The sequence below is a fragment of the Geomicrobium sp. JCM 19037 genome (genome assembly GCF_000698105.1).
Classification (GTDB): Bacteria; Bacillota; Bacilli; order Bacillales; family Marinococcaceae; genus Geomicrobium_A.
This window is the reverse complement of record NZ_BAWZ01000006.1, coordinates 89183-109148: the sequence shown is the minus strand read 5'-3', so window position 1 is coordinate 109148 and position 19966 is coordinate 89183. Positions and strand designations below refer to the sequence as shown.

The following is a 19966-nucleotide window of genomic DNA, read 5'->3' as shown; positions in this document are numbered from 1 at the left end:
ATTCGCTAATTAGTATATCATATAACATATACTTGTACGATGTTTTTCTTCTATTTGTACGTTAAGAACGCACATTCCATTTTTTTAGAATCTTCTCTACTTGTTTTTCACTGTCAAGTCTAGATCCTGAATTATCAACAATCTCATCCGCATATTTTTTCTTCTCATCTAGAGGGATTTGCGAAGCCATTCTGGACTTCGCTTCTTCCTCGCTACTGTTGTCACGCTCCATTAGCCTCTCTAATTGCGTCTTTTCGTCCACAAATACGAGAAGTACCTGGTCGACGCTATCCATGCGATTATTCTCTACAAGTAAAGGAATATCATACACAATCGTCCGATGACCTTTTTCTTCGTAATGTCTTTGTTGCCGGGTTGACTCTTCCTGAATGAGCGGGTGCATAATGTCGTTTAACGCTTGGCGCTCTTTTTCATCGTTAAAGATAATAACACCGAGTTTTTTGCGGTGGAGCGTGTCGTCATCGTGAAATACGCCGTTCCCAAATCGCTCCTTGATTAGCGCGTGCGCCTTTTCTCCTGGCTCGACGATTTTTTTGGCAATCTGGTCGGCATCAATAATCGGTAAGCCATTTCGCTGTAACAGTTCAGCAATAAAACTTTTTCCACTTGCAATTCCACCTGTAAGCCCGATGATCATACGTACCTTGCTCCTTAAATAAAGTTAATGAGACCAATACAAATGAGTAATAAACCTGGGACAAATGCGAGCTTTTCGAACATCTTTACGTTTGCCAGTTTTCGTCCGCTTTTTTTTCCGAGTATTAAAAATGACACACACATCACCGAAACTAACAAAGCAAACCAAATCATGGAGTAACCAAGTATTGCGGCACCAAATCCCGCGCCAAACGCATCTAAAGACAAGGCAATTCCAAGAAGCACGGATTCTTTCACGCCAATACTTCCGGAGTTATCCATATCAGCAACGGTCGGTTTTTTTAGAATTTGAATCACTAATCCGAGCTTTTTAAACTCCCACTTGAGCATTTTTTCATCTGCTTGCGGTTTGATTTGCACAGATGGTACTGTCCCTGCTTCGTTAGAGTGGTGTGCGGCTTGGATAATGGCGTACACCCCGATGAGAATGATAATGCCCCCACCAATGTAGTCACCAAACGCTACCGGTATATATTGAAACAAGGCGTTGGCTACCATCCCCGATAATAATACTGCGGAGAACGAGCACAAACCAATGAGCAATATCGGGATCATTGAAATCCGCAGTTTTCTTAATCCATACGTCATCCCAACACCAAAACCATCTACACTTACGGCAAACGCCAATATAAGTATTGCAACAAAGGAATCCAAACGAGTCAGCCCCCTCAAACTACGTACTCACAATAGCCTATGTTTTAGACTTATCCGACGTACGTATTGAGGAGGTACTTTTCGTTACCGCTGACAGTGACTACAAAAATGTGTGCCTCTTCCCGCTGTTACATTTTTTCGATCGGGGCGGAGCATACTTTACACGGTTCGCCTTTACGGCCATAAACAAATAACTGTTGTTGAAAATACCCATATCCCCGTTGCCATTCAAGTAAGAACGGATGGAAGAGCCGCCCGCTCGAATGGCATCTTCTAGCGTCTCTTTTGCGTGGATAACAATTCGGGTTGCTTCTTCAGCATCGAGCTGAGACGCGATCTTCCCAGGATGGATACGAGCTCGAAACAACGCCTCGTCCACGTAGATGTTGCCAAGACCTGCGGTGATGGACTGGTCGAGAAGCACCGCTTTAATGGACCGAGACGTTGTTTTTATTTTTCCGAGAAGGTACTCGGCTGTGAAATCAGGAAGAATGGGCTCTGGGCCTAGCTTGTTCAATGGAGCATGGATGAGCTCATCACCTTTATCAAACAGATGCATCGTACCAAACTTCCGCACATCTTGGTACTCAAGCGTCGTACCATCGGTAAAAAGAAACCGTACATGTGTATGCTTATCCGGCTCATTCGTCGTCACAAGAGAGTACTTTCCTTCCATACGCAAATGAGAAACGAGGGCGTAATCACTCAGATGAAAGATCAAAAACTTTCCTTTTCGTTTTATCGTTTCCATACGCTGACCACGAACGAGCATTTTAAAATGTTCAACATCATCTGGACGCTTAATCATTTTTGGCCATCCGACTTGAACTTCTACAATCTCTTTTCCTTCGACGAGCTCGATGAGCGTTCGTTTGACTGTTTCTACTTCAGGAAGTTCCGGCATACGTCTAGCTCCTTATTTTGCTTCATACCAAGTGTTTCCGTGCTCGACATCTACGACGAGTTCAACATCAAGCGGAAGAGTTTCACTCATTAACTGCGTAACCAGTTGTTGAAGATCCGCCAATTCATTCTTCGGCACTTCAAAAATGAGTTCATCGTGCACTTGTAGTAGCAAGCGGCTCTCATAATTTCGTTCTGTCAGTGCATTCGCAACGTCAACCATCGCTTTTTTTATGATGTCAGCTGCAGTGCCTTGGATCGGTGTGTTCATCGCCGTTCTTTCTGCGAATCCACGCAAATTAAAGTTCCGGTTGTTTATGTCTGGCAAATACCGTCTACGCTTTAATAACGTCTTCACATAACCCTCATCTTTTGCATGTGCAATCGAGTCATCCATATACTGCTTCACTTTCGGATACGTTTCAAAGTATTTATCGATGAAAGACTGTGCTTCTTTTCTCGTAATCCCTAAGTTTTGAGACAGTCCGTAGTCGCTAATGCCATACACAATGCCAAAATTGACCGCTTTTGCGTTTCTTCTCATTTCACTCGTCACTTCAGACTTCAATACATCAAAAACATCCATAGCGGTTTTCGTATGCACGTCTTCACCTTCATGAAAAGCTTGCATCAACTTCTCATCACCAGACATATGTGCAAGCACACGTAATTCAATTTGTGAATAGTCAGCAGCTAGAATGACCCAATCCTTTTTTGAAGGGACGAATACTTTTCGGATCTTTCGTCCTTCCTCAAGTCGAATCGGGATGTTTTGCAAATTCGGATCCGCAGAACTTAATCGGCCGGTTTGCGTGAGCGCTTGGTTGAACCGAGTATGAATCTTGTTTGTATCTTCATGAATCACTTTCAATAAGCCTTCTACGTACGTAGATTTCAATTTGGACACTTGACGGTAGAGCAACAGCTTCGGAATGATTTCATGCTTGTCCTCGAGCTTCTCCAATACATCTGCGCTGTGGAATAGCCTGTTTTCGTCTTTTTAATGACCGGAAGCTCCAAGCGTTCAAAAAGAATCGGTCCAAGCTGTTTCGGTGAGTTGATATTAAACTCTGTGCCTGCAAGTGTGTGGATGTCCTTTTCTAACGTCGTTAAACGCTCTTCTAGTTCTGTCCCCATCACTTTCAACTGTTCTTGGTCAACAGACACCCCAAACAGCTCCATTTCAGCTAGTACTGTGGACAAAGGAAGTTCTAACGTCTCAAAAAGGTCTTTTTGATCGTTCTGTTCGAGTTCTGTTGACAGCATCGGAACGAGTTTCCAAAGCGTCGCTGCTTTTCTTGCAATATGATCAAGTAGCGCATCTTTTTCTGGCTTCTTTTGCTTTGCACCCTTGCCATACACTTCCTCATCCGTAAGCACGGTATGTTGACCTCTTCGTTCTGAAATGTCGGCAAGGTCGTGACTAGATAATGACGGGTCAATTAAGTAAGAAGCAATGAGCGCATCAAACTCAACCCCCTGGAGTGCAATGTCTCGCCAACCTAGTGCTACCGTAGATTTTTTTGCGTCAAACAGATACTTCTTTTTCGTGCTGTCAGCGAGCCAGCCTTTAAAATCATCCGACGCGAGCGCAGCTTCTACTGGCACGGTGAACGAACCTTGTTCATTTACAATTGCCATCCCCCATAGGTCCGCATGATGATAATTTTCCACAGGGTCTTCAATGATCAGTGCAGCGGGTGAGACGAGCATTTGACTCGTCACATCGTTTTCATGTTGAAATGTAAAATCGTCCAATTCAGCGCTCGCTTCTTCTGGGTGATCATCGTCGTTGTCGAGATGCTTCATTAAGGAATTAAAGCCATACTCCTTAAATAGTTTCCGCACAGCCGACGAATCAAAGCCTGAATAAGCCAATGCCTCGATGCTCATATCAACAGGGGAATCACGGTCAATGACCGCCAACTCTCTACTCATAAGCGCTTGATCGCGGAACTCTTTTAATCGTTCCTGCAATTTAGGACCCGATACATCATCTGCATGGTCCAGCACGTCAGTAATATCGCCAAACTCTTTTAGTAGCTTGAGTGCTGTCTTCTCTCCAACTTTAGGAATCCCTGGAATGTTGTCGGACGAATCACCGGCAAGTCCCTTCATGTCAGGAATCTGTATAGCTGGAATGCCGTACGTCTCCTTCATTGCCGCTTCATCATACCAGTCAACATTCGTAATTCCTTTTTTTGTAATGGCGACGTGAGTACGCTCGCTTACGAGTTGCAATAAATCTTTGTCTCCTGTAAACACACGCACGTCTTGTCCATGTTCTTCAGCCCGCTTAGAAAGCGTTCCGATAATATCATCCGCTTCATATAGTTCAACTTGAACCGATGGAATGCTTAATGATTCTAGCACCTCGCGAATGATCGGCATCTGTTCTGACAACTCTGGTGGTGTCTTTTGTCGATCACTTTTATACGCTTCATATTGTTTGTGTCGAAACGTCGTTTTCCCAGCGTCAAAAGCAATCAGAATGTGTGTCGGCTTTTGCTCTTCAAGAATTTTCATTAGCATATTCGTGAATCCGTACACCGCATTTGTGTACACCCCTTTATCATTTGTCAGGAGTGGCAATGCAAAAAATGCTCGATACGCAATACTATTTCCGTCTATAAGTACAAGTTTCTCCAATGGAAGACCCCTTTCCGTTCTCTATTGCTGTTCATATTTTATCATATCTCGCTTAGCGTTTCTCTTTCAGTAGTATAGTCATTCATTTATTGGTAAAAAATATGAAATGCGTACACAAAGGAGGGAATTCTGTGAAGAAAGTCATCATCATCCTGCTACTCATTCTGATCTTGTTCAGCGGGTTTGTATCGTCAATTGGTTACGCCAGTCCGAGTATTACCGATTTTGAGTTGGTTGTACATGCAGAAGAAACGTATGAAATAACATACCATTTGTTTGATGAAACGTACGAGTATCAGATGAATGACCAGGAGCTTAGCGGTGAAGAAGCGAAACCTGAAGTTGAATCGTTTATATTCAGTTTAGGACTCACCCAAGACCTTCAAGATGAGCAAGTTAAATTAAAGGTTTTGGACAAACTTCAGTTATCGGAAAAAGAAGTAAAAGACTTTTCACTAGAACTTACGTTTGATGGCGGGAAATCGCAAACGGTGAAGTAATCGTAAAGGGGCTGATCGATAAGGTCTTAGAATAGACCTTCGGCACAGCCCGTTTTTCTATGCAGTCCAGACGAGCAGTGTAACCTCGGTGGCATAAGACGACCTCCGTGTTTTCAAGGTCGCGGAGGCCTCCTCGGTCTAACGACGAGGGCGATGAGAACGAGCAGTGTAGACAGTGCTACGGTTTTAAAGACTTGGCGTTTTAAGCAAACCTCGGGGTGGCTTCTGGCTATGGTAAGATTTTTTCTATTTTGGAAGTTGATTTAGCTAAAATCACACCATTGTTCTATGGTAGGATTTGCAACACCTGGGTGCGAAAAAGAGGAGAAATTTTACCATAGGAGTTCCTATGCTAAAATCTCTTTCTGAGTTGCACGGTTTTTGAGGCTGGGGCGGGAGAACGAGTTCCAAAGATCACCGATTGGAACCAGATTCACTCATATGTGCCCGTTTAGCCTCTTTCTGATTCCAATCGATCGGCATCTACTTCCAAACATCCGTTAATGGAATCAGAATCAGCACTTTAACGAGAATAAACGGCAATCTAGTTCCAAAGCGATGTTCACATTCGTCCGCGCAACGCCACAAAGATTGAATCGCACTCCCTGCCCCGAACCCTAATTTGAAAACCGATAATTCTGTCGGCGCGAGTCGCGCCGAATCGAGACCGATTTCGGATCGGCCCCGCTGGGCCGATCGGTCGTAAGGTGTTAAGTTTAGTCCAATCTGCGCTCCAGTTGGAACAAACTACGCACACGATGCGAACGATGCCCTGCCCCACCCTGTGTAAATACTCTTGGAGTGATTCCACTTTTGTCCACAATGGAACCTCCACATGCTAGCACCCCATGAAATTCTTTCGTTCCGATCAGTCGGGATACTCCACACTTTGCAGAAAACGATGGGCCTCGCCCGCCAATACAGTTCATATAAAAAACGTACATACAAAAATCGGAGTACAGATCAAAAACGATCTGTACTCCGATTTTACGTTAGAAACTTTTAGACAGCCCTTTTTATAGTTCTTAAATCAAGTCAACGCACGAGTGCCTCACTCTTCGGAACTCGGTTTGTTTCATTCGTTACTGAGCATGGTAAGCGAACGGTAAAGGTCGTTCCTTTGTTCACTGTACTTTCTGCAGTAATTGTACCTTGTTGAGCTTCTACAAGGTGTTTGACGATGGCTAAACCTAAACCTGTTCCACCTGAATTTCGACTACGGGCACGATCGACCCGGTAGAACCTTTCAAAGATTCTAGGCAAGGACTGTTCATCAATACCAATCCCGTTGTCTTTTACTTGAATGACGCAACGATGACTCTCCTCGTCTCTAAACGCCTCCACGGTGACATGTCCGTTCTCTGGCGTATACACAATCGCGTTGGTGACGAGATTAATGACGAGCTGTTTAATTCTCGCTGCGTCACCGACCATTTCCATTTCTTCGTGGAATCGTTCCTCAAGTCGAATGTGTTTTTTCTCTGCTTTTTTATGAAGAAGTGTCAATGATTCCGAAATGACTTCAGTCAAAAAGAACGCCGAAGGATGAAGTTGAAACGTATGGTGCTCAATACGTGATAGCTCAAGCAAATCTTCAATAAGGTCTTGGAGTCGACTGCTTTCTTTCCCAATAATTTCTAAAAATTGCTTTCGAATGACTGGGTCCTCATGAGAGCCATCCAACAGTGTTTCAGCAAAACCTTTCAAGGAAGTGACGGGCGTCTTTAATTCATGTGATACGTTAGCAACGAAGTCTTTTCTCATCTGCTCTAATCGCTTTAAATCTGATATGTCATGCAAGACGATTACCACACCTTCTAGTTCACTACGCTCACTCATAATCGGTGTGCCGTACACCTCATAATAGCTCTCTTTGGCTGGCGACGTGACAAGCGTAATCGATCTTGCTTGTTTTCTTCGGTCATAAACACCGATTGAATAAAGTTTACAAGGGTTTGATCGGATATAATTTCGTAATATAACCCTTCGAATTCTTCTCCATCAGCAAAGATTTCTCTTCCAATTCGGTTTGCTACACTGACGATCCCGTGGCGGTTTATAAAAATGAACCGCTTCCCATATGATCAATAAGTGCCCGCAATCGGTCATGCTCTCGTTCATATCGCCTAGTTGTTTTGTCTAAGTTCAATGCCAGTAAGTTAACAGATCGAGCAAGTTGACCGATTTCATCGCTAGAATCATCATAGGCTCGAGCTTTGTAGTTGCCTTTCACCAATTGCTTTGACATTTCAGTGAGCTCATAAATCGGTCGAGTGAGCTGATGACCGACCCGGTATCCGAGGATCATGATGATAAGGAGTGCCGCAGAGAAGCTAATGCCAATAAACAGCCAAACCCGACCGGTCGCCTCGTGAATATGCTCAATATTAAGGGCCATTCTAACAAACCCTTCCACATTTTCACCGTTTCCGATCGGCTCTGCGTAATAGAGCATCTCTTCATTGACAGATTCGCTCGTTCTCACCTCAGCCGTATCGTCTACCCCTGCATTTCTAATTTCGGGTCTTTGCAAATAATCAACTGTGCTGGATTCATAACTTGCATGGCTTTCTGCGATGACCGCTCCTTCGTCGTTAATCACGGTAATCCTAGCATCAAGCTGCTTGCTAGCTTCTTCAATATAAACGTCAAGTGACTGGTCTTCGTCTAAAGGGTTGATTTGCAATGCTAGAAGTTTTGTTTCCTTTTGCAACCTGTCCACCGTTTGCTCCATATTCATCTCATTCATCAAAGAACCGAGGAGCAGACCGAGGGCAGTTAGTACCGTAACGATAATGAGTAATAATGCAAACATTAAACGCGCACGAAAGGTATTCATCGGCTTCGTGGATTCTCCATTTTATACCCAAGCCCACGTACCGTTTTAATATAGACAGGTTTTTTCGTATTCGGTTCAATCTTCTCTCGCAAATGACTAATGTGCACATCTACAATTCTTGTGTCCCCGACAAATTCATAATTCCAAATTGCTTTGAGCAACTGATCACGTGTAAGTACACGTCCTTTATTGTTCACCAAATACAGGAGCAACTCAAATTCTTTTGGCGTTAACTCTAGGCGCGATTCATTTATATAGGCCTCATGGTAATCTGGATAAACATCCAAATCTCCAATCGATTGCTTTTCATTGGCATCTTCTTCTGTCTGTTGATTTTGTCCTTTGCCCGACTGCTCTACACGCCGAATAATCGCGCGCACTCTAGCAATTAATTCTCTCGGACTAAACGGCTTCGTCAAATAATCATCAGCGCCAAGTTCCAACCCTAGCACTTTATCAAACTCTTCGTCTTTTGCCGTCAGCATTAAAATAGGCGTTGTAACTTGTTGCTCCCGCAGTCTTCTACACACTTCCAAGCCATCAAACACCGGCAGCATCAAATCCAAAACGATTACATCATACACATGAGCGAGCGCTTGCTCTACGGCTTGTTCACCGTCTACTGCAGCGTCTACGGAATAGCCTGCTTGCTCAAAGTTATATGTGAGTAGCGTAACAATGGATGGTTCATCATCAACAACGAGAATTCGATAGCTCATGAACGTGGCTCCTTTTATGTATAACAATCTGTTCTTATATCGTAATCGAACGACTGACACTGCTCAAGCAAACCTCTACGATCTTTACCAATTCTTCGCAGTCTTTACATTGCCTTAAAACAACACAAAGAAACTGACACAGCGTATGTGTCAGTTATGAGTCCATTATGATTGATGTTGTTTACCGGTTTCTGTCGTTGTTGGTTGCTCAGCAATATCTTTACGGTCCGGCTCATCGTCCATCATCTGCTTCGTAGATTTCTTAAACTCAGAGAGTGTCTTGCCGAACGCGCCACCAATTTCAGGGAGCTTTTTAGGCCCAAAGATTAAAAGCGCAATCACAAGAATGAGAATTAAACTCGGAATGCCAATATTTGGAATGCCCATCGTATTTCCTCCTTCAAAATATGTCGATTACGTAGCGTAAGTATGATTAGTGTGACCTGGAAACTTTGAAATATACTACGGACTCATCATATCATATTGTTACGCTTCGGACAAAAACAAATTAAGACGATTTTCCAAACATAAGAAAGTTAGATTCAAAACAAAACCGGCAACGACCGGTTTTTTGTTTTGAATTATTATTGTTGAGGAAGAGCTTCCATGACGTTACGAACAGATGCAATAGAAGTAGCAAATTGTTCTTTTTCATCATCAGTAAGATCAAGCTCAATGATCTTCTCAATGCCATCTCCACCTAGTACCGTCGGCACACCGACATAAACATCTTCATACCCATACTCTCCTTCAAGGTAAGCAATGGATGGGAGAATGCGCTTCTTATCTTTTAGAATCGCTTCTACCATTTGTGTAAGAGATGCTGCAGGTGCGTAATATGCACTTCCATTTCCGAGGAGGGATACAATCTCACCGCCGCCTTTACGTGTGCGCTCTACAATTGCATCGATGCGCTCTTGTGAAAGCAAGCTTGTTAGCGGTACGCCGCCAACACTTGAATAGCGAATGAGTGGAACCATATCATCACCATGGCCACCAAGAACAAATCCTTGCACGTCTTCAACCGAAAGCTTGAGCTCTTGAGCGACAAACGTACGGAAACGAGCAGTATCCAATACACCTGATTGTCCAATGACACGGTTTTTTGGGAAACCGGATGCTTTGTATACAGCGTAAGTCATGGCGTCAGCTGGATTTGTAAGCACAACAATGTACGTGTTAGGTGAGTGCTTCACAACTTGCTCAGTAACAGATTTCATGATGTTCGCATTCGTGTTTACAAGATCATCACGGCTCATGCCTGGCTTTCTTGCAATGCCTGCTGTAATGACGACCACATCTGAATCTTTTGTTTCACTGTAATCAGAAGTACCTACTACGTTCACATCCGCACCTTCAACAGGTGTTGCTTCAAGCATGTCCAAAGCTTTTCCTTTTACAGGACCATCTTGGTCAGGAATATCAACGAGTACAACGTCTGCGAGTTCTTTTTGTGCAACCATTAGCGCCGTAGACGCTCCTGTGAAGCCTCCGCCAATAACGGACACTTTTCTGCGTTTAATAGCCATTCGATTTGCCTCCTAGGAATCTACCTTACATATTTTTAATGAGTTCGTCTGCAAACTCGGAGCATTTCACTTCTTTAGAGTTGTCCATCAGACGAGCGAAATCATACGTGACAACTTTGCTTGCAATTGTTTTGTCCATTGCCGCAGTGATAAGTTCAGCAGCTTCGTTCCATCCAAGGTGGCGTAGCATTAATTCACCAGAAAGGATAACAGATGAAGGATTTACTTTGTCTTGACCTGCATACTTTGGTGCTGTTCCGTGAGTCGCTTCGAAGATGGCATGTCCAGTGTCATAGTTAATGTTTGCTCCAGGAGCAATTCCAATTCCACCTACTTGAGCTGCGAGTGCATCGGAAATGTAGTCACCGTTCAAGTTCATTGTCGCAACAACTTCAAATTCTTTTGGACGTGTAAGGATTTGTTGTAAGAAGATATCTGCAATCGAATCTTTTACGATAATCTTACCTGCAGCTTCAGCTTCATCTTGTGCTTTGTTCGCTGCGTCTTTGCCTTCTTTTTCTACGATTTCATCGTATTGGTTCCACGTAAATACGCGATCTCCAAATTCACGCTCAGCAAGGTCATAACCCCAGCTCTTAAACGCACCTTCAGTGAACTTCATGATGTTTCCTTTGTGGACGAGAGTCACACTCTTACGACCTTCATCAAGGGCGTATTGAATTGCAGAACGTACGAGTCTTTCCGTACCTTCCTTAGAAACCGGCTTGATTCCAATACCAGATGTTTCTGGGAAACGGATGTTTTCAGAGCCCATTTCATTGCGGATGAAGTCAACGACTTTCTTCGCTTCAGGCGTTCCTTCTTTAAATTCAATTCCTGCATAAATGTCTTCAGTGTTTTCACGGAAGATGGACATGTCTACTTCTTCAGGGCGCTTCACTGGTGAAGGTACACCTGTGAAGTGACGCACTGGACGCAGGCACGTATAGAGGTCAAGTTTTTGGCGAAGTGCTACGTTTAAAGAACGAATTCCACCGCCAATTGGTGTTGTTAATGGTCCTTTAATCGCGATGAGATATTCACGAATCGCATCTAGAGATTCTTCTGGCAACCACTCACCTGTTTGGTCATGTGCTTTTCCACCAACGAGAATCTCCTTCCATTCAATTGCTTTTTTTCCGTCATATGCTTTCTCTACCGCAGCATCAAGAACGCGAGAAGCCGCTGCCCAAATGTCAGGACCGATACCATCGCCTTCAATATATGGAATGACTGGCTTGTCTGGAACGTTGAGTACACCGTTATTTACTGAAATCTTTTCACCGTTTGCCATCGTTAAAATGACCTCCTATAAATTGGGTTAGATTAAACGTACTTTACGAATTCGTAAGCTTAACGCTCTTCAAGAGGAACGTAAGAGCGCTTATCTGGACCGACATATTCAGCGCGTGGGCGAATGAGACGGTTGTCACTATATTGCTCAAGAATATGCGCATTCCATCCTGATACTCGGCTTACAGCAAAGATCGGTGTGAATAGATCATGATCAATGCCTAGGCTATGGTACATCGACGCTGAATAGAAATCGACGTTCGGTAAAAGACCTTTACTATCCGTCACTTTCTTTTCAACAGCAAGACTCATCTCATACCACTTATCTTCACCGGTGATGTCGGCAAGTTTTTTGGACATCTCACGTAAATGCTTCGCACGTGGATCTCCATTCTTGTACACGCGGTGTCCAAAGCCCATAACCTTTTCTTTTTTATCAAACATATCTTGAATATAGCTATCAACATTTTCAGGTGTGTCAATTTCAGATAGCATTCCCATTACACGCTCGTTCGCTCCACCGTGTAATGGCCCTTTAAGAGCGCCAATTGCCGCTGTAATACCTGAATAAAAATCTGAAAGTGTAGCCACACAAACACGAGCGGTAAATGTCGAGGCATTCAGTTCGTGGTCTGCATGAAGAACTAATGCTTTATTAAATGCATCTGTCGCCGTTTCATTCGGCTCCTCACCGTTAAGCATGTACAAGAAGTTTGCAGCGAAACTTAAATCTTTTTTAGGCGCTACTGGTTCTTTGCCTTCACGAATTCTTGCAAATCCTGTAACGACAGTCGCTATTTTCGCTTGCAACTTCACAGCAATGCGCTTCGCTGTCTCGATGTCACTCTCGTCAGCTTCAGCGTCATACAACCCGAGCTGAGAGACCGCTGTGCGAAGTGCCGCCATTGGATGTACGTCAGCAATCGGATACGCTTTCATATAATTAAAAATCTCTTCGGGAACTTCCATATTCTCAACCAACTGTTGAGAGAATGATTGAAGTTCTTCTTTATTTGGAAGCTGTCCGTTCCAAAGTAAGTACACGACCTCTTCAAAAGAAGATTTCTCTGCTAAATCATCAATGTGATACCCTTGGTACGTGAGTACATCATCAATAATTGAGCTTACACTTGAAGTCGTTGCGACGACTCCTTCTAGACCTTTAGTTTGACTCATTACAATCTCTCCCTTTTGTAACAAGAATCCGTTTTTGAATGATAATCAAAGTATAGAATTTCTATTCCCGACCATCATTATGCGTTTCTCAAGAAAATCTCTCTGCAGACGTGTATAAGCAGACAGATCGTAGAAACGAGAAGGCTGCTGTGACTAGAAAAATTCGCGCACCATGAATGTCTATAAGGTAACTCCGTTTTTTTGCGTTGTTATCCCTATCCGTTTCTTATTCTTAGATAACGATGTCCTCATCGTCGGCCCGAGCACTCATCATCGTATATACTATGGCGCTTTACGATTTCTCCAGTTTTTTCAACATCCTCTATTATAAACATTATTCATCCTTTTGTGAACGAAAACGCACAAATCTTTTTTAATATGTCTTTTTGTATACAAGCATTTAAGAATGGATAACCGTTTGTATACTAGGAATGATGACGTTTTGCTATTTTCGGTTCCCACATATTACTAGCTAGGCGTTTTCGGTTGCCCGCATAAGAATAAGAGGGACTCTGCCCTCTTATCTTTTAATAACGATAAATTTACCGCTCGCCATCAATTTATGGAACGTGTGCGTCAGGAATGCTCTCACATAGTTACGAGTAAACGGAACGAGGAGAATAAAGCCAACGAGGTCGGTGACAAATCCCGGTGCGATCAGTAAAAATCCAGCGAGCAAAATACACACTCCATCAATTGCTGTACCGGTAGGCACTTCACGATTATTGACTTGCAACATAAACACCTGCCAAGCTTGGCGGCCTTGGCTCCTTGCCATAAGAAAGCCAATAACACTCGTTGCGAGCATTAGAAGGACTGTCCACCCGACACCGAGCCAACTCCCGACCATCCAGATGCCGAGAATCTCTATAATTGGGATGAGTAACAATAACAATACGATAAATCTACATCTACATTCTCCTCCTCTCTTCGTTCACCTATAACACACTTGCATGTCCTTTATAAATATCGCCACGCGCACTATCTACGGTAAGTTCCTCACCATCTTCAAAGATCCGAATCGCTTCACTTACACCGACAATCACCGGAATGCCAAGCGTTATGCCTACAACAGCAGCGTGGCATGTGAGTCCACCTTCTTCGGTTATGACAGCGCTCGCTTTTTCAAATGCAGGCATCATATCTTTATCGGTGCTACGCGTAACGAGAATGTCGCCAGGTGACATTCGTTCGTTTGCATCATTTGCCTGTTCAGCCACAACCGCTCGGCCACTAGCCGTCGTTCTGCCAATGCCTTGACCTTTTGCAGCAACTTCTCCAATCACGTGAACTTTCATGATATTCGTTGTACCGACTTTCCCTACTGGAACTCCGGCGGTAATCACGACCAAATCACCATGTTGGATTTCATCGTTTGAGAGGGCAACGGAAACCGTTTCATCAAACATTTCATCGGTCGTTTCGACCTTCGTACCTAGCAATGGATGTACACCCCAAACGAGGTTTAAGCGTCGTTGAACACGCTCATCACTCGTAACCGCAATGATCTTAGCTTTCGGTCGGTACTTCGATACGAGGCGAGCAGTGTACCCACTTTCTGTCGCCGTTAAAATTGCAGAGCTGTTCAGAGCTAGCGCAGTCTTAGATACCGCCTGACTAATCGAGTTTGTAATCGTCGTGCGGCTCTCCTCCGCTACGGCAGTGAGTAATGCTTCGTAATCGAGAGCAGATTCTGTACGTGTTGCAATATTGCTCATCGTTTCTACTGCTTCATACGGATAATCACCAGCTGCGGTTTCACCAGACAACATAATTGCATCAGTTCCATCAAAAATCGCATTGGCAACATCGCTCGCTTCTGCGCGCGTTGGCTAGGATTTCGTTGCATGGAATCAAGCATTTGGGTTGCGGTTATGACTGGTTTAGCCATCGCGTTGCTCTTCTTAATGAGCTGCTTTTGTACGAGAGGAACTTCTTCAGGTGGAATTTCCACACCGAGGTCCCCCCTTGCAACCATTAGGCCATCTGACACTTCGAGAATCTCGTTAATGTTTTCGACGCCTTCTTCGTTCTCAATCTTAGGGATAATGTGTGTATCTTCTGCACCATGAGCTTCGAGTAGTTCACGAATTTCTAACACATCAGAAGCACGACGTACAAATGAAGCAGCAATAAAATCAACGCCTTGCTCAATCCCAAAGCGGATGTCTGCAGCATCTTTGTCAGTCATTCCTGGTAAATTCACTTTTACTTTCGGCAAATTTACCCCTTTTTTATTCTTTAACAATCCGTTATTCATAACCGTTGCCCGGACGTCCTTGCCTTCAATGGCATCGACAGACAGTCCGATGAGTCCGTCATCTAACAAAATGACGTTCCCTGGCTCAACATCTTTGGCAAGGTGTGGATACGTCACTCCGATGCGCTCTTTCGTTCCTAGCACTTCTTCTCCAGACACAATGATGGACGTGCCTTTCTCTAAGTGAATCCCATCATCTTCCATATTAAAGGTACGAATTTCTGGACCTTTTGTGTCTAGTAAAATCGACACGTTTTTGCCGACTTCTCGAGCTGCCTCGCGAATTTGTAGGATGCGATTCTCATGTTCTTCATGATTTCCATGGGAAAAGTTCAGGCGAGCCACATTCATACCTGCTTCAATGAGTCGCTTCAGCATGGCTTTGTCTTCTGAAGCCGGACCAATCGTTGCTACGATCTTTGTTTTTCGCATACTAGACCTCCTGTTCGGTTAGATTGAAAGTTCTTGGGAAAGCTTGTACATCGTATAGTCAACTTCGTGTTTTAGTTTCAATGCAGCGTCAATTGGCTGGTCGACGAGCTCATTGTTTACGATCCCGACCATCTTTCCAGCTTCACCAGCTAGAAGTAATTCTACCGCTTTGGCTGCGAGTCGGCTCGCAAGCACCCGATCAAATCCTGTCGGGACCCGCCACGTTGAATATGGCCTAAGACGGTTACCCGTGTCTCAAGCCCCGTTTCTTCTTGAATTTTATTCCCGAAGTCCACACCGCTGCCGACACCTTCAGCAACAATGATAATACTATGCTTCTTTCCACGACGATGACCTCTTAACAAACGCTCAACAACCTCATGAATATCATGGGGTTGTTCAGGGATTAAAATCGTTTCTGCTCCATCAGCCAGACCTGACCATAGTGCTAGGTCACCTGCATCGCGCCCCATCACCTCAATGACGTACGTTCGCTCGTGAGATGTAGCCGTATCTCTGATCTTGTCGATGGCATTAATGACCGTGTTGAGTGCTGTATCAAACCCGATCGTGTAATCGGTACCTGGTACATCGTTGTCGATCGTTCCAGGCACACCTATTGTCGGAAAACCTCGTGCGGTTAACGCTTCTGCACCTCGAAAGGAGCCGTCTCCACCTACCACGACGAGCCCTTCAATGCCACACTTCTTCAAATTGTCGACGGCTGTCTGCTGACCTTCCGGTGTTTTAAACTCTTCACACCTCGCCGTATAGAGCATCGTTCCACCTCGGTGGATAATATCTCCTACATCTCCAACTTCCAGTTTATGAATATCATTACTAATGAGGCCTGCATACCCGTAACGCACCCCATATACTTCAACATCATGAAAAATTGCTTTCCTGACGACTGCTCGTATGGCTGCATTCATACCAGGCGAGTCGCCTCCGCTCGTTAAGACACCTATTCGTTTCATCTCTCTCACCCCTTATTTTGGGTCACTGTCTGTTTTAGAGGCCGATCCGACTAAATTTATCGTATCGTTGTTCTCGCAATTGTTCTCCACTCATCTTCATTAGCTCCGTCAAGTGTTGATCCAATACACTATCAATGTAGCCCGCTTGTTCCTCGACGTTGTGGTGTGCACCACCTCTTACTTCTCGGATGACACCGTCAATAACCCCTAGTTCACTAAGGTCTGGGGCCGTTATTTTCATCGTCTCTGCCGCACGTTGAGCAAGTGATGCGTCCTTCCAAAGAATGGCTGCGGCACCTTCCGGAGATATGACAGAGTAGGTTGAGTTCTCCAGCATGAACATACGGTTGCAAACCCCTAGCGCTAATGCGCCTCCGCTGCCACCTTCGCCAATGACAATGCCAATTGATGGGACCGTAAAACCGCCCATCTCTAATAAGTTTCGGGCAATGGCTTCGCTTTGACCTCTCTCCTCTGCCGCTTTACCAGGGAATGCCCCTTTTGTGTCGACAAGGCAAATAATCGGTCTACCAAACTTATCGGCCTGTTTCATCAACCGCAAAGCTTTCCGATACCCTTCTGGGTGGGGCATACCGAAATTGCGCTGTATGTTCTCTTTTGTATTACGTCCTCGCTGATGTCCGATAATCGTGACGGGCTGTCCTTTGTAATAAGCTAATCCACCAACAATCGCATCGTCATCGCCAAAAAGACGATCACCGTGGAGCTCAATAAAGTCTGTGAATAAATGTTCAATGTAATCGTACGTAGTGGGCCTCTCTGAATGACGTGCAATTTGCACGCGTTCCCAAGGCTTTAAATGATCATAGATTTGGGACTCTACTTGTTGAAGTCTTCCTTCAAGATAAGAGATTTCATCTTCCAAATCGATATCTTTATCCTTCGTGAAGTTCTTTAACTCGTCAATTTTATTTTGAAGTTCGACAACAGGTTGTTCAAACGGAAGCTTTTGTGTCATTGTGCACTTTGTCCTCCTTGGTTGCCCTGGTGGTCTACTGCGTGCATCTTAATTATAGTTACAAGTGTTTTGTGAATGTCTTTACGATCAATGACCCCATCAAGTTGTCCATGATCAAGCAGGAACTCTGCCGTTTGAAAATCATCGGGAAGTTCTTCACGAATGGTCTGTTCAATAATCCTCCTGCCGGCAAAACCGATCAGTGCACCTGGCTCAGAAAAATTGTAGTCACCAAGTGATGCAAAGCTTGCGGACACCCCGCCAGTCGTCGGGTGGGTCATAAACGAAATAAAAGGTACACGGGCTTCATCAAGCTTTTTGAGAGCAACCGACGTCTTCGCCATTTGCATTAAACTTAAAACGCCCTCTTGCATCCTTGCTCCCCCTGAAGCGCTAAACATAATAAATGGGGTTTTCGTTTCAATCGCGGCTTCGATGGCTCGTTTAATCTTCTCCCAACGACCGTTCCCATACTCGCCATCCGAAATCGTGGGTCCATCACACCGATGATGACTGGGTAGCCATCCATTTCCCCAGCACCGGTAACGACAGCTTCATTCAGACCGGTCTTTTGCTGATCTTTCTCTAGCTTCTCTTCATAATCCGGGAAATCGAGCGGGTTATGAGAGAGCATTCCAATATCAAATTCCTTGAATGTCCCCACGTCAATTAGGCTATTGATTCGGTCTCTTGCCGTTAACCGGAAATGATGGTTGCACTCAATGCAAACATTATGATGCTTTTTTAGTTCTCGAGAATACATAATGGTTTTGCAGCTCGGACACTTTGTCATCACACCGTCATTCATTTTGTTCGGTTGTGTTCGTTCCGATGGAATGGTTGCATACTTTCTTTTCTTAGAAAACAAATCTTTGAACATGCTATCACCTCTCTCTTGCTCTCGCCCGCTCACCCTACGGTCATACAAATGGTTAAAAACGATCGTCTCGTGAGACGATCGCTTCTGTACCTCGTCGTATCGAGCTATTCTTCAATCATAGCCATTTCACGCGTGCGCCTTTTAACTTCCTCTGGATCTGCCTCTTTGCGGGCAACACCCGTCTCCATTGCCGTCTTCGCAACCGCAGCCGCAACCTCAGGAGCGACGCGTGGATCAAACGGTGCAGGAATGACGTAATCTCGAGTGAGTTCTTGATCAGTAATGAGGTCAGCAATGGCATACACAGCGGCACGTTTCATCTCTTCATTGATATGCGTTGCATTCACATCCAATGCCCCTCTGAATATACCAGGAAACGCTAATACGTTATTCACTTGATTTGGGAAATCAGAACGGCCCGTTCCAATAACACTCGCTCCAGCAGCTTTTGCATCCTCAGGCATAATCTCTGGATTCGGGTTCGCCATCGCAAAAATAATGGCATCGTCGTTCATGCTCTCGATCATTTCTTTTGTCAACGCGCCCTCAACAGACACTCCGATAAACACATCGGTTCCAGCAATCACATCTTCCAAAGATCCGGTTTTCTTCGCGGAATTCGTGACTTTTGCAATCTCCTCTTTAATCGGGTTCATTCCACTGGAACGCCCTTCATAAATGGCACCGCGGCTATCGCACATGACAATTTCACGTACGCCCATGCTTTGAAGTAACTTTACAATGGCAATACCTGCAGCTCCTGCACCATTCGCAACGACTTTGATGTCAGATAACTGACGGTTCGTTACTTTCAATGCATTAATTAGTCCTGCAAGCGTCACGATGGCCGTACCATGCTGATCATCGTGGAATATCGGAATGTTCGTTTCTTTCTTCAAACGTTCCTCAATGATAAAACAGTTTGGTGCAGCGATATCTTCAAGATTAACGCCTCCAAATGTCGGTTGCATTAATTTCACCGTTTCGATGATTTTCTCTGGGTCAGACGTGTCTAAACAAATCGGAAACGCATCAACACCAGCAAACGACTTAAACAAAACTGCTTTTCCTTCCATTACTGGAAGAGACGCTTCTGGACCGATGTTTCCGAGTCCTAAAACCGCACTTCCATCAGAAACGACAGCGACCATGTTTCCTTTCATTGTGTACTCAAAAACTTTTTGTTTATCGTTAAAGATTTCTTTACACGGTTCAGCAACGCCCGGTGAATAGGCTAGACTTAGATCTTTGCTATTTCTTACGGGAATCTTGGACTTTGATTCGAGTTTTCCTTGCTTCATTCTATGGATGTGCAATGCTTCTTCTCTCGTTGTTGGCATGTATGTCCACACTCCTTCACCAAGTGTATTATTTTGTACAGTCGTCCGCATAGAACAGTTCCTATTCATCTGTTGAATCCGAGACGCCTGCACGGGTAGGTTCATGTATTCATGTCGTACAGATGGTCTCTATTATAACAAACTGTATCAGTGCAATC

13 protein-coding genes and 5 pseudogenes are annotated in these 19966 nt (G+C 44.3%); 1 reads left to right on the top strand and 17 read right to left on the bottom strand.

Going from position 1 to position 19966, the window contains the following annotated elements; genetic code table 11:
* Positions 1-61 precede the first annotated feature (61 nt).
* The 4 genes and pseudogenes from coaE to polA all read right to left on the bottom strand — a co-directional run bounded on the left by coaE (position 62) and on the right by polA (position 4884).
* On the bottom strand, positions 62-658 hold the full coding sequence (coaE, locus tag JCM19037_RS05265; protein WP_042398608.1) for a dephospho-CoA kinase: 597 nt from the start codon (positions 656-658) through the stop codon (positions 62-64).
* A 14-nt stretch (positions 659-672) separates the two neighbouring features.
* Positions 673-1332 carry a sporulation membrane protein YtaF gene (ytaF, locus tag JCM19037_RS05260; protein WP_042398605.1) on the bottom strand — a complete coding sequence of 220 codons (660 nt, stop codon included), beginning with the start codon at positions 1330-1332 and terminating at the stop codon, positions 673-675.
* Positions 1333-1416: 84 nt separating this feature from the next.
* Positions 1417-2236: pseudogene (gene mutM / locus JCM19037_RS05255) on the bottom strand (DNA-formamidopyrimidine glycosylase).
* Positions 2237-2248: 12 nt separating this feature from the next.
* Positions 2249-4884, bottom strand: a pseudogene (polA, locus tag JCM19037_RS05250) (DNA polymerase I).
* A 131-nt stretch (positions 4885-5015) separates the two neighbouring features.
* On the opposite strand from polA, the gene JCM19037_RS05245 reads away from it, so the two are divergent.
* A complete protein-coding gene (locus JCM19037_RS05245) occupies positions 5016-5384 on the top strand; it encodes a YusW family protein (RefSeq protein ID WP_042398602.1) in 369 nt (122 codons plus the stop codon).
* Between the two features lie 1035 nt (positions 5385-6419).
* On the opposite strand, the gene JCM19037_RS05240 is transcribed toward JCM19037_RS05245, so the two are convergent.
* The 13 genes and pseudogenes from JCM19037_RS05240 to JCM19037_RS05180 form a co-directional block, all read right to left on the bottom strand.
* Positions 6420-7223 (bottom strand): cell wall metabolism sensor histidine kinase WalK, encoded by an 804-nt coding sequence (locus tag JCM19037_RS05240; RefSeq protein WP_052363573.1) that lies wholly within the window; start codon positions 7221-7223, stop codon positions 6420-6422.
* A gap of 217 nt (positions 7224-7440) precedes the next feature.
* Positions 7441-8223 (bottom strand): HAMP domain-containing protein, encoded by a 783-nt coding sequence (locus JCM19037_RS05235; protein WP_042398599.1) that lies wholly within the window; start codon positions 8221-8223, stop codon positions 7441-7443.
* Positions 8220-8942, bottom strand: a complete 723-nt coding sequence (locus tag JCM19037_RS05230) for a response regulator transcription factor (protein ID WP_042398596.1) — start codon at positions 8940-8942, stop codon at positions 8220-8222. The genes JCM19037_RS05235 and JCM19037_RS05230 overlap by 4 nt, the downstream gene beginning before the upstream one ends.
* Before the next feature lie 165 nt (positions 8943-9107).
* Positions 9108-9329 (bottom strand): twin-arginine translocase TatA/TatE family subunit, encoded by a 222-nt coding sequence (gene tatA, locus JCM19037_RS05225; protein ID WP_042398593.1) that lies wholly within the window; start codon positions 9327-9329, stop codon positions 9108-9110.
* 197 nt (positions 9330-9526) lie between these two features.
* Complete coding sequence (gene mdh / locus JCM19037_RS05220; RefSeq protein ID WP_042398590.1) at positions 9527-10471, bottom strand: malate dehydrogenase; 945 nt, start codon at positions 10469-10471, stop codon at positions 9527-9529.
* 25 nt (positions 10472-10496) lie between these two features.
* Complete coding sequence (icd, locus tag JCM19037_RS05215; RefSeq protein ID WP_042398589.1) at positions 10497-11765, bottom strand: NADP-dependent isocitrate dehydrogenase; 1269 nt, start codon at positions 11763-11765, stop codon at positions 10497-10499.
* Between the two features lie 59 nt (positions 11766-11824).
* Complete coding sequence (citZ, locus tag JCM19037_RS05210) at positions 11825-12940, bottom strand: citrate synthase (RefSeq protein ID WP_042398586.1); 1116 nt, start codon at positions 12938-12940, stop codon at positions 11825-11827.
* Between the two features lie 520 nt (positions 12941-13460).
* A complete protein-coding gene (locus tag JCM19037_RS05205; protein ID WP_052363572.1) occupies positions 13461-13835 on the bottom strand; it encodes an FxsA family protein in 375 nt (124 codons plus the stop codon).
* A 43-nt stretch (positions 13836-13878) separates the two neighbouring features.
* Positions 13879-15632: pseudogene (gene pyk, locus JCM19037_RS05200) on the bottom strand (pyruvate kinase).
* Between the two features lie 18 nt (positions 15633-15650).
* A pseudogene (gene pfkA / locus JCM19037_RS05195) lies at positions 15651-16609 on the bottom strand (6-phosphofructokinase).
* A gap of 34 nt (positions 16610-16643) precedes the next feature.
* A complete protein-coding gene (gene accA, locus JCM19037_RS05190; RefSeq protein ID WP_042398580.1) occupies positions 16644-17588 on the bottom strand; it encodes an acetyl-CoA carboxylase carboxyl transferase subunit alpha in 945 nt (314 codons plus the stop codon).
* A pseudogene (gene accD, locus JCM19037_RS05185) lies at positions 17585-18468 on the bottom strand (acetyl-CoA carboxylase, carboxyltransferase subunit beta). The gene accA and the pseudogene accD overlap by 4 nt, the downstream one beginning before the upstream one ends.
* 104 nt (positions 18469-18572) lie before the next feature.
* Positions 18573-19808, bottom strand: coding sequence for an NADP-dependent malic enzyme (locus JCM19037_RS05180; RefSeq protein ID WP_042398578.1), 1236 nt, complete (start codon positions 19806-19808; stop codon positions 18573-18575).
* Positions 19809-19966: the final 158 nt, after the last annotated feature.

What these genes read in the sequence shown, in the direction of transcription:
- coaE (WP_042398608.1), bottom strand. Translation starts at nt 658, where the DNA reads ATGATCATCGGGCTTACAGGTGGAATTGCAAGTGGAAAAAGTTTTATT.
- JCM19037_RS05235 (WP_042398599.1), bottom strand. Translation starts at nt 8,223, where the DNA reads ATGAATACCTTTCGTGCGCGTTTAATGTTTGCATTATTACTCATTATC.
- icd (WP_042398589.1), bottom strand. Translation starts at nt 11,765, where the DNA reads ATGGCAAACGGTGAAAAGATTTCAGTAAATAACGGTGTACTCAACGTT.
- mdh (WP_042398590.1), bottom strand. Translation starts at nt 10,471, where the DNA reads ATGGCTATTAAACGCAGAAAAGTGTCCGTTATTGGCGGAGGCTTCACA.
- citZ (WP_042398586.1), bottom strand. Translation starts at nt 12,940, where the DNA reads ATGAGTCAAACTAAAGGTCTAGAAGGAGTCGTCGCAACGACTTCAAGT.
- JCM19037_RS05180 (WP_042398578.1), bottom strand. Translation starts at nt 19,808, where the DNA reads ATGCCAACAACGAGAGAAGAAGCATTGCACATCCATAGAATGAAGCAA.
- JCM19037_RS05240 (WP_052363573.1), bottom strand. Translation starts at nt 7,223, where the DNA reads ATGAGTGAGCGTAGTGAACTAGAAGGTGTGGTAATCGTCTTGCATGAC.
- tatA (WP_042398593.1), bottom strand. Translation starts at nt 9,329, where the DNA reads ATGGGCATTCCAAATATTGGCATTCCGAGTTTAATTCTCATTCTTGTG.
- JCM19037_RS05230 (WP_042398596.1), bottom strand. Translation starts at nt 8,942, where the DNA reads ATGAGCTATCGAATTCTCGTTGTTGATGATGAACCATCCATTGTTACG.
- accA (WP_042398580.1), bottom strand. Translation starts at nt 17,588, where the DNA reads ATGACACAAAAGCTTCCGTTTGAACAACCTGTTGTCGAACTTCAAAAT.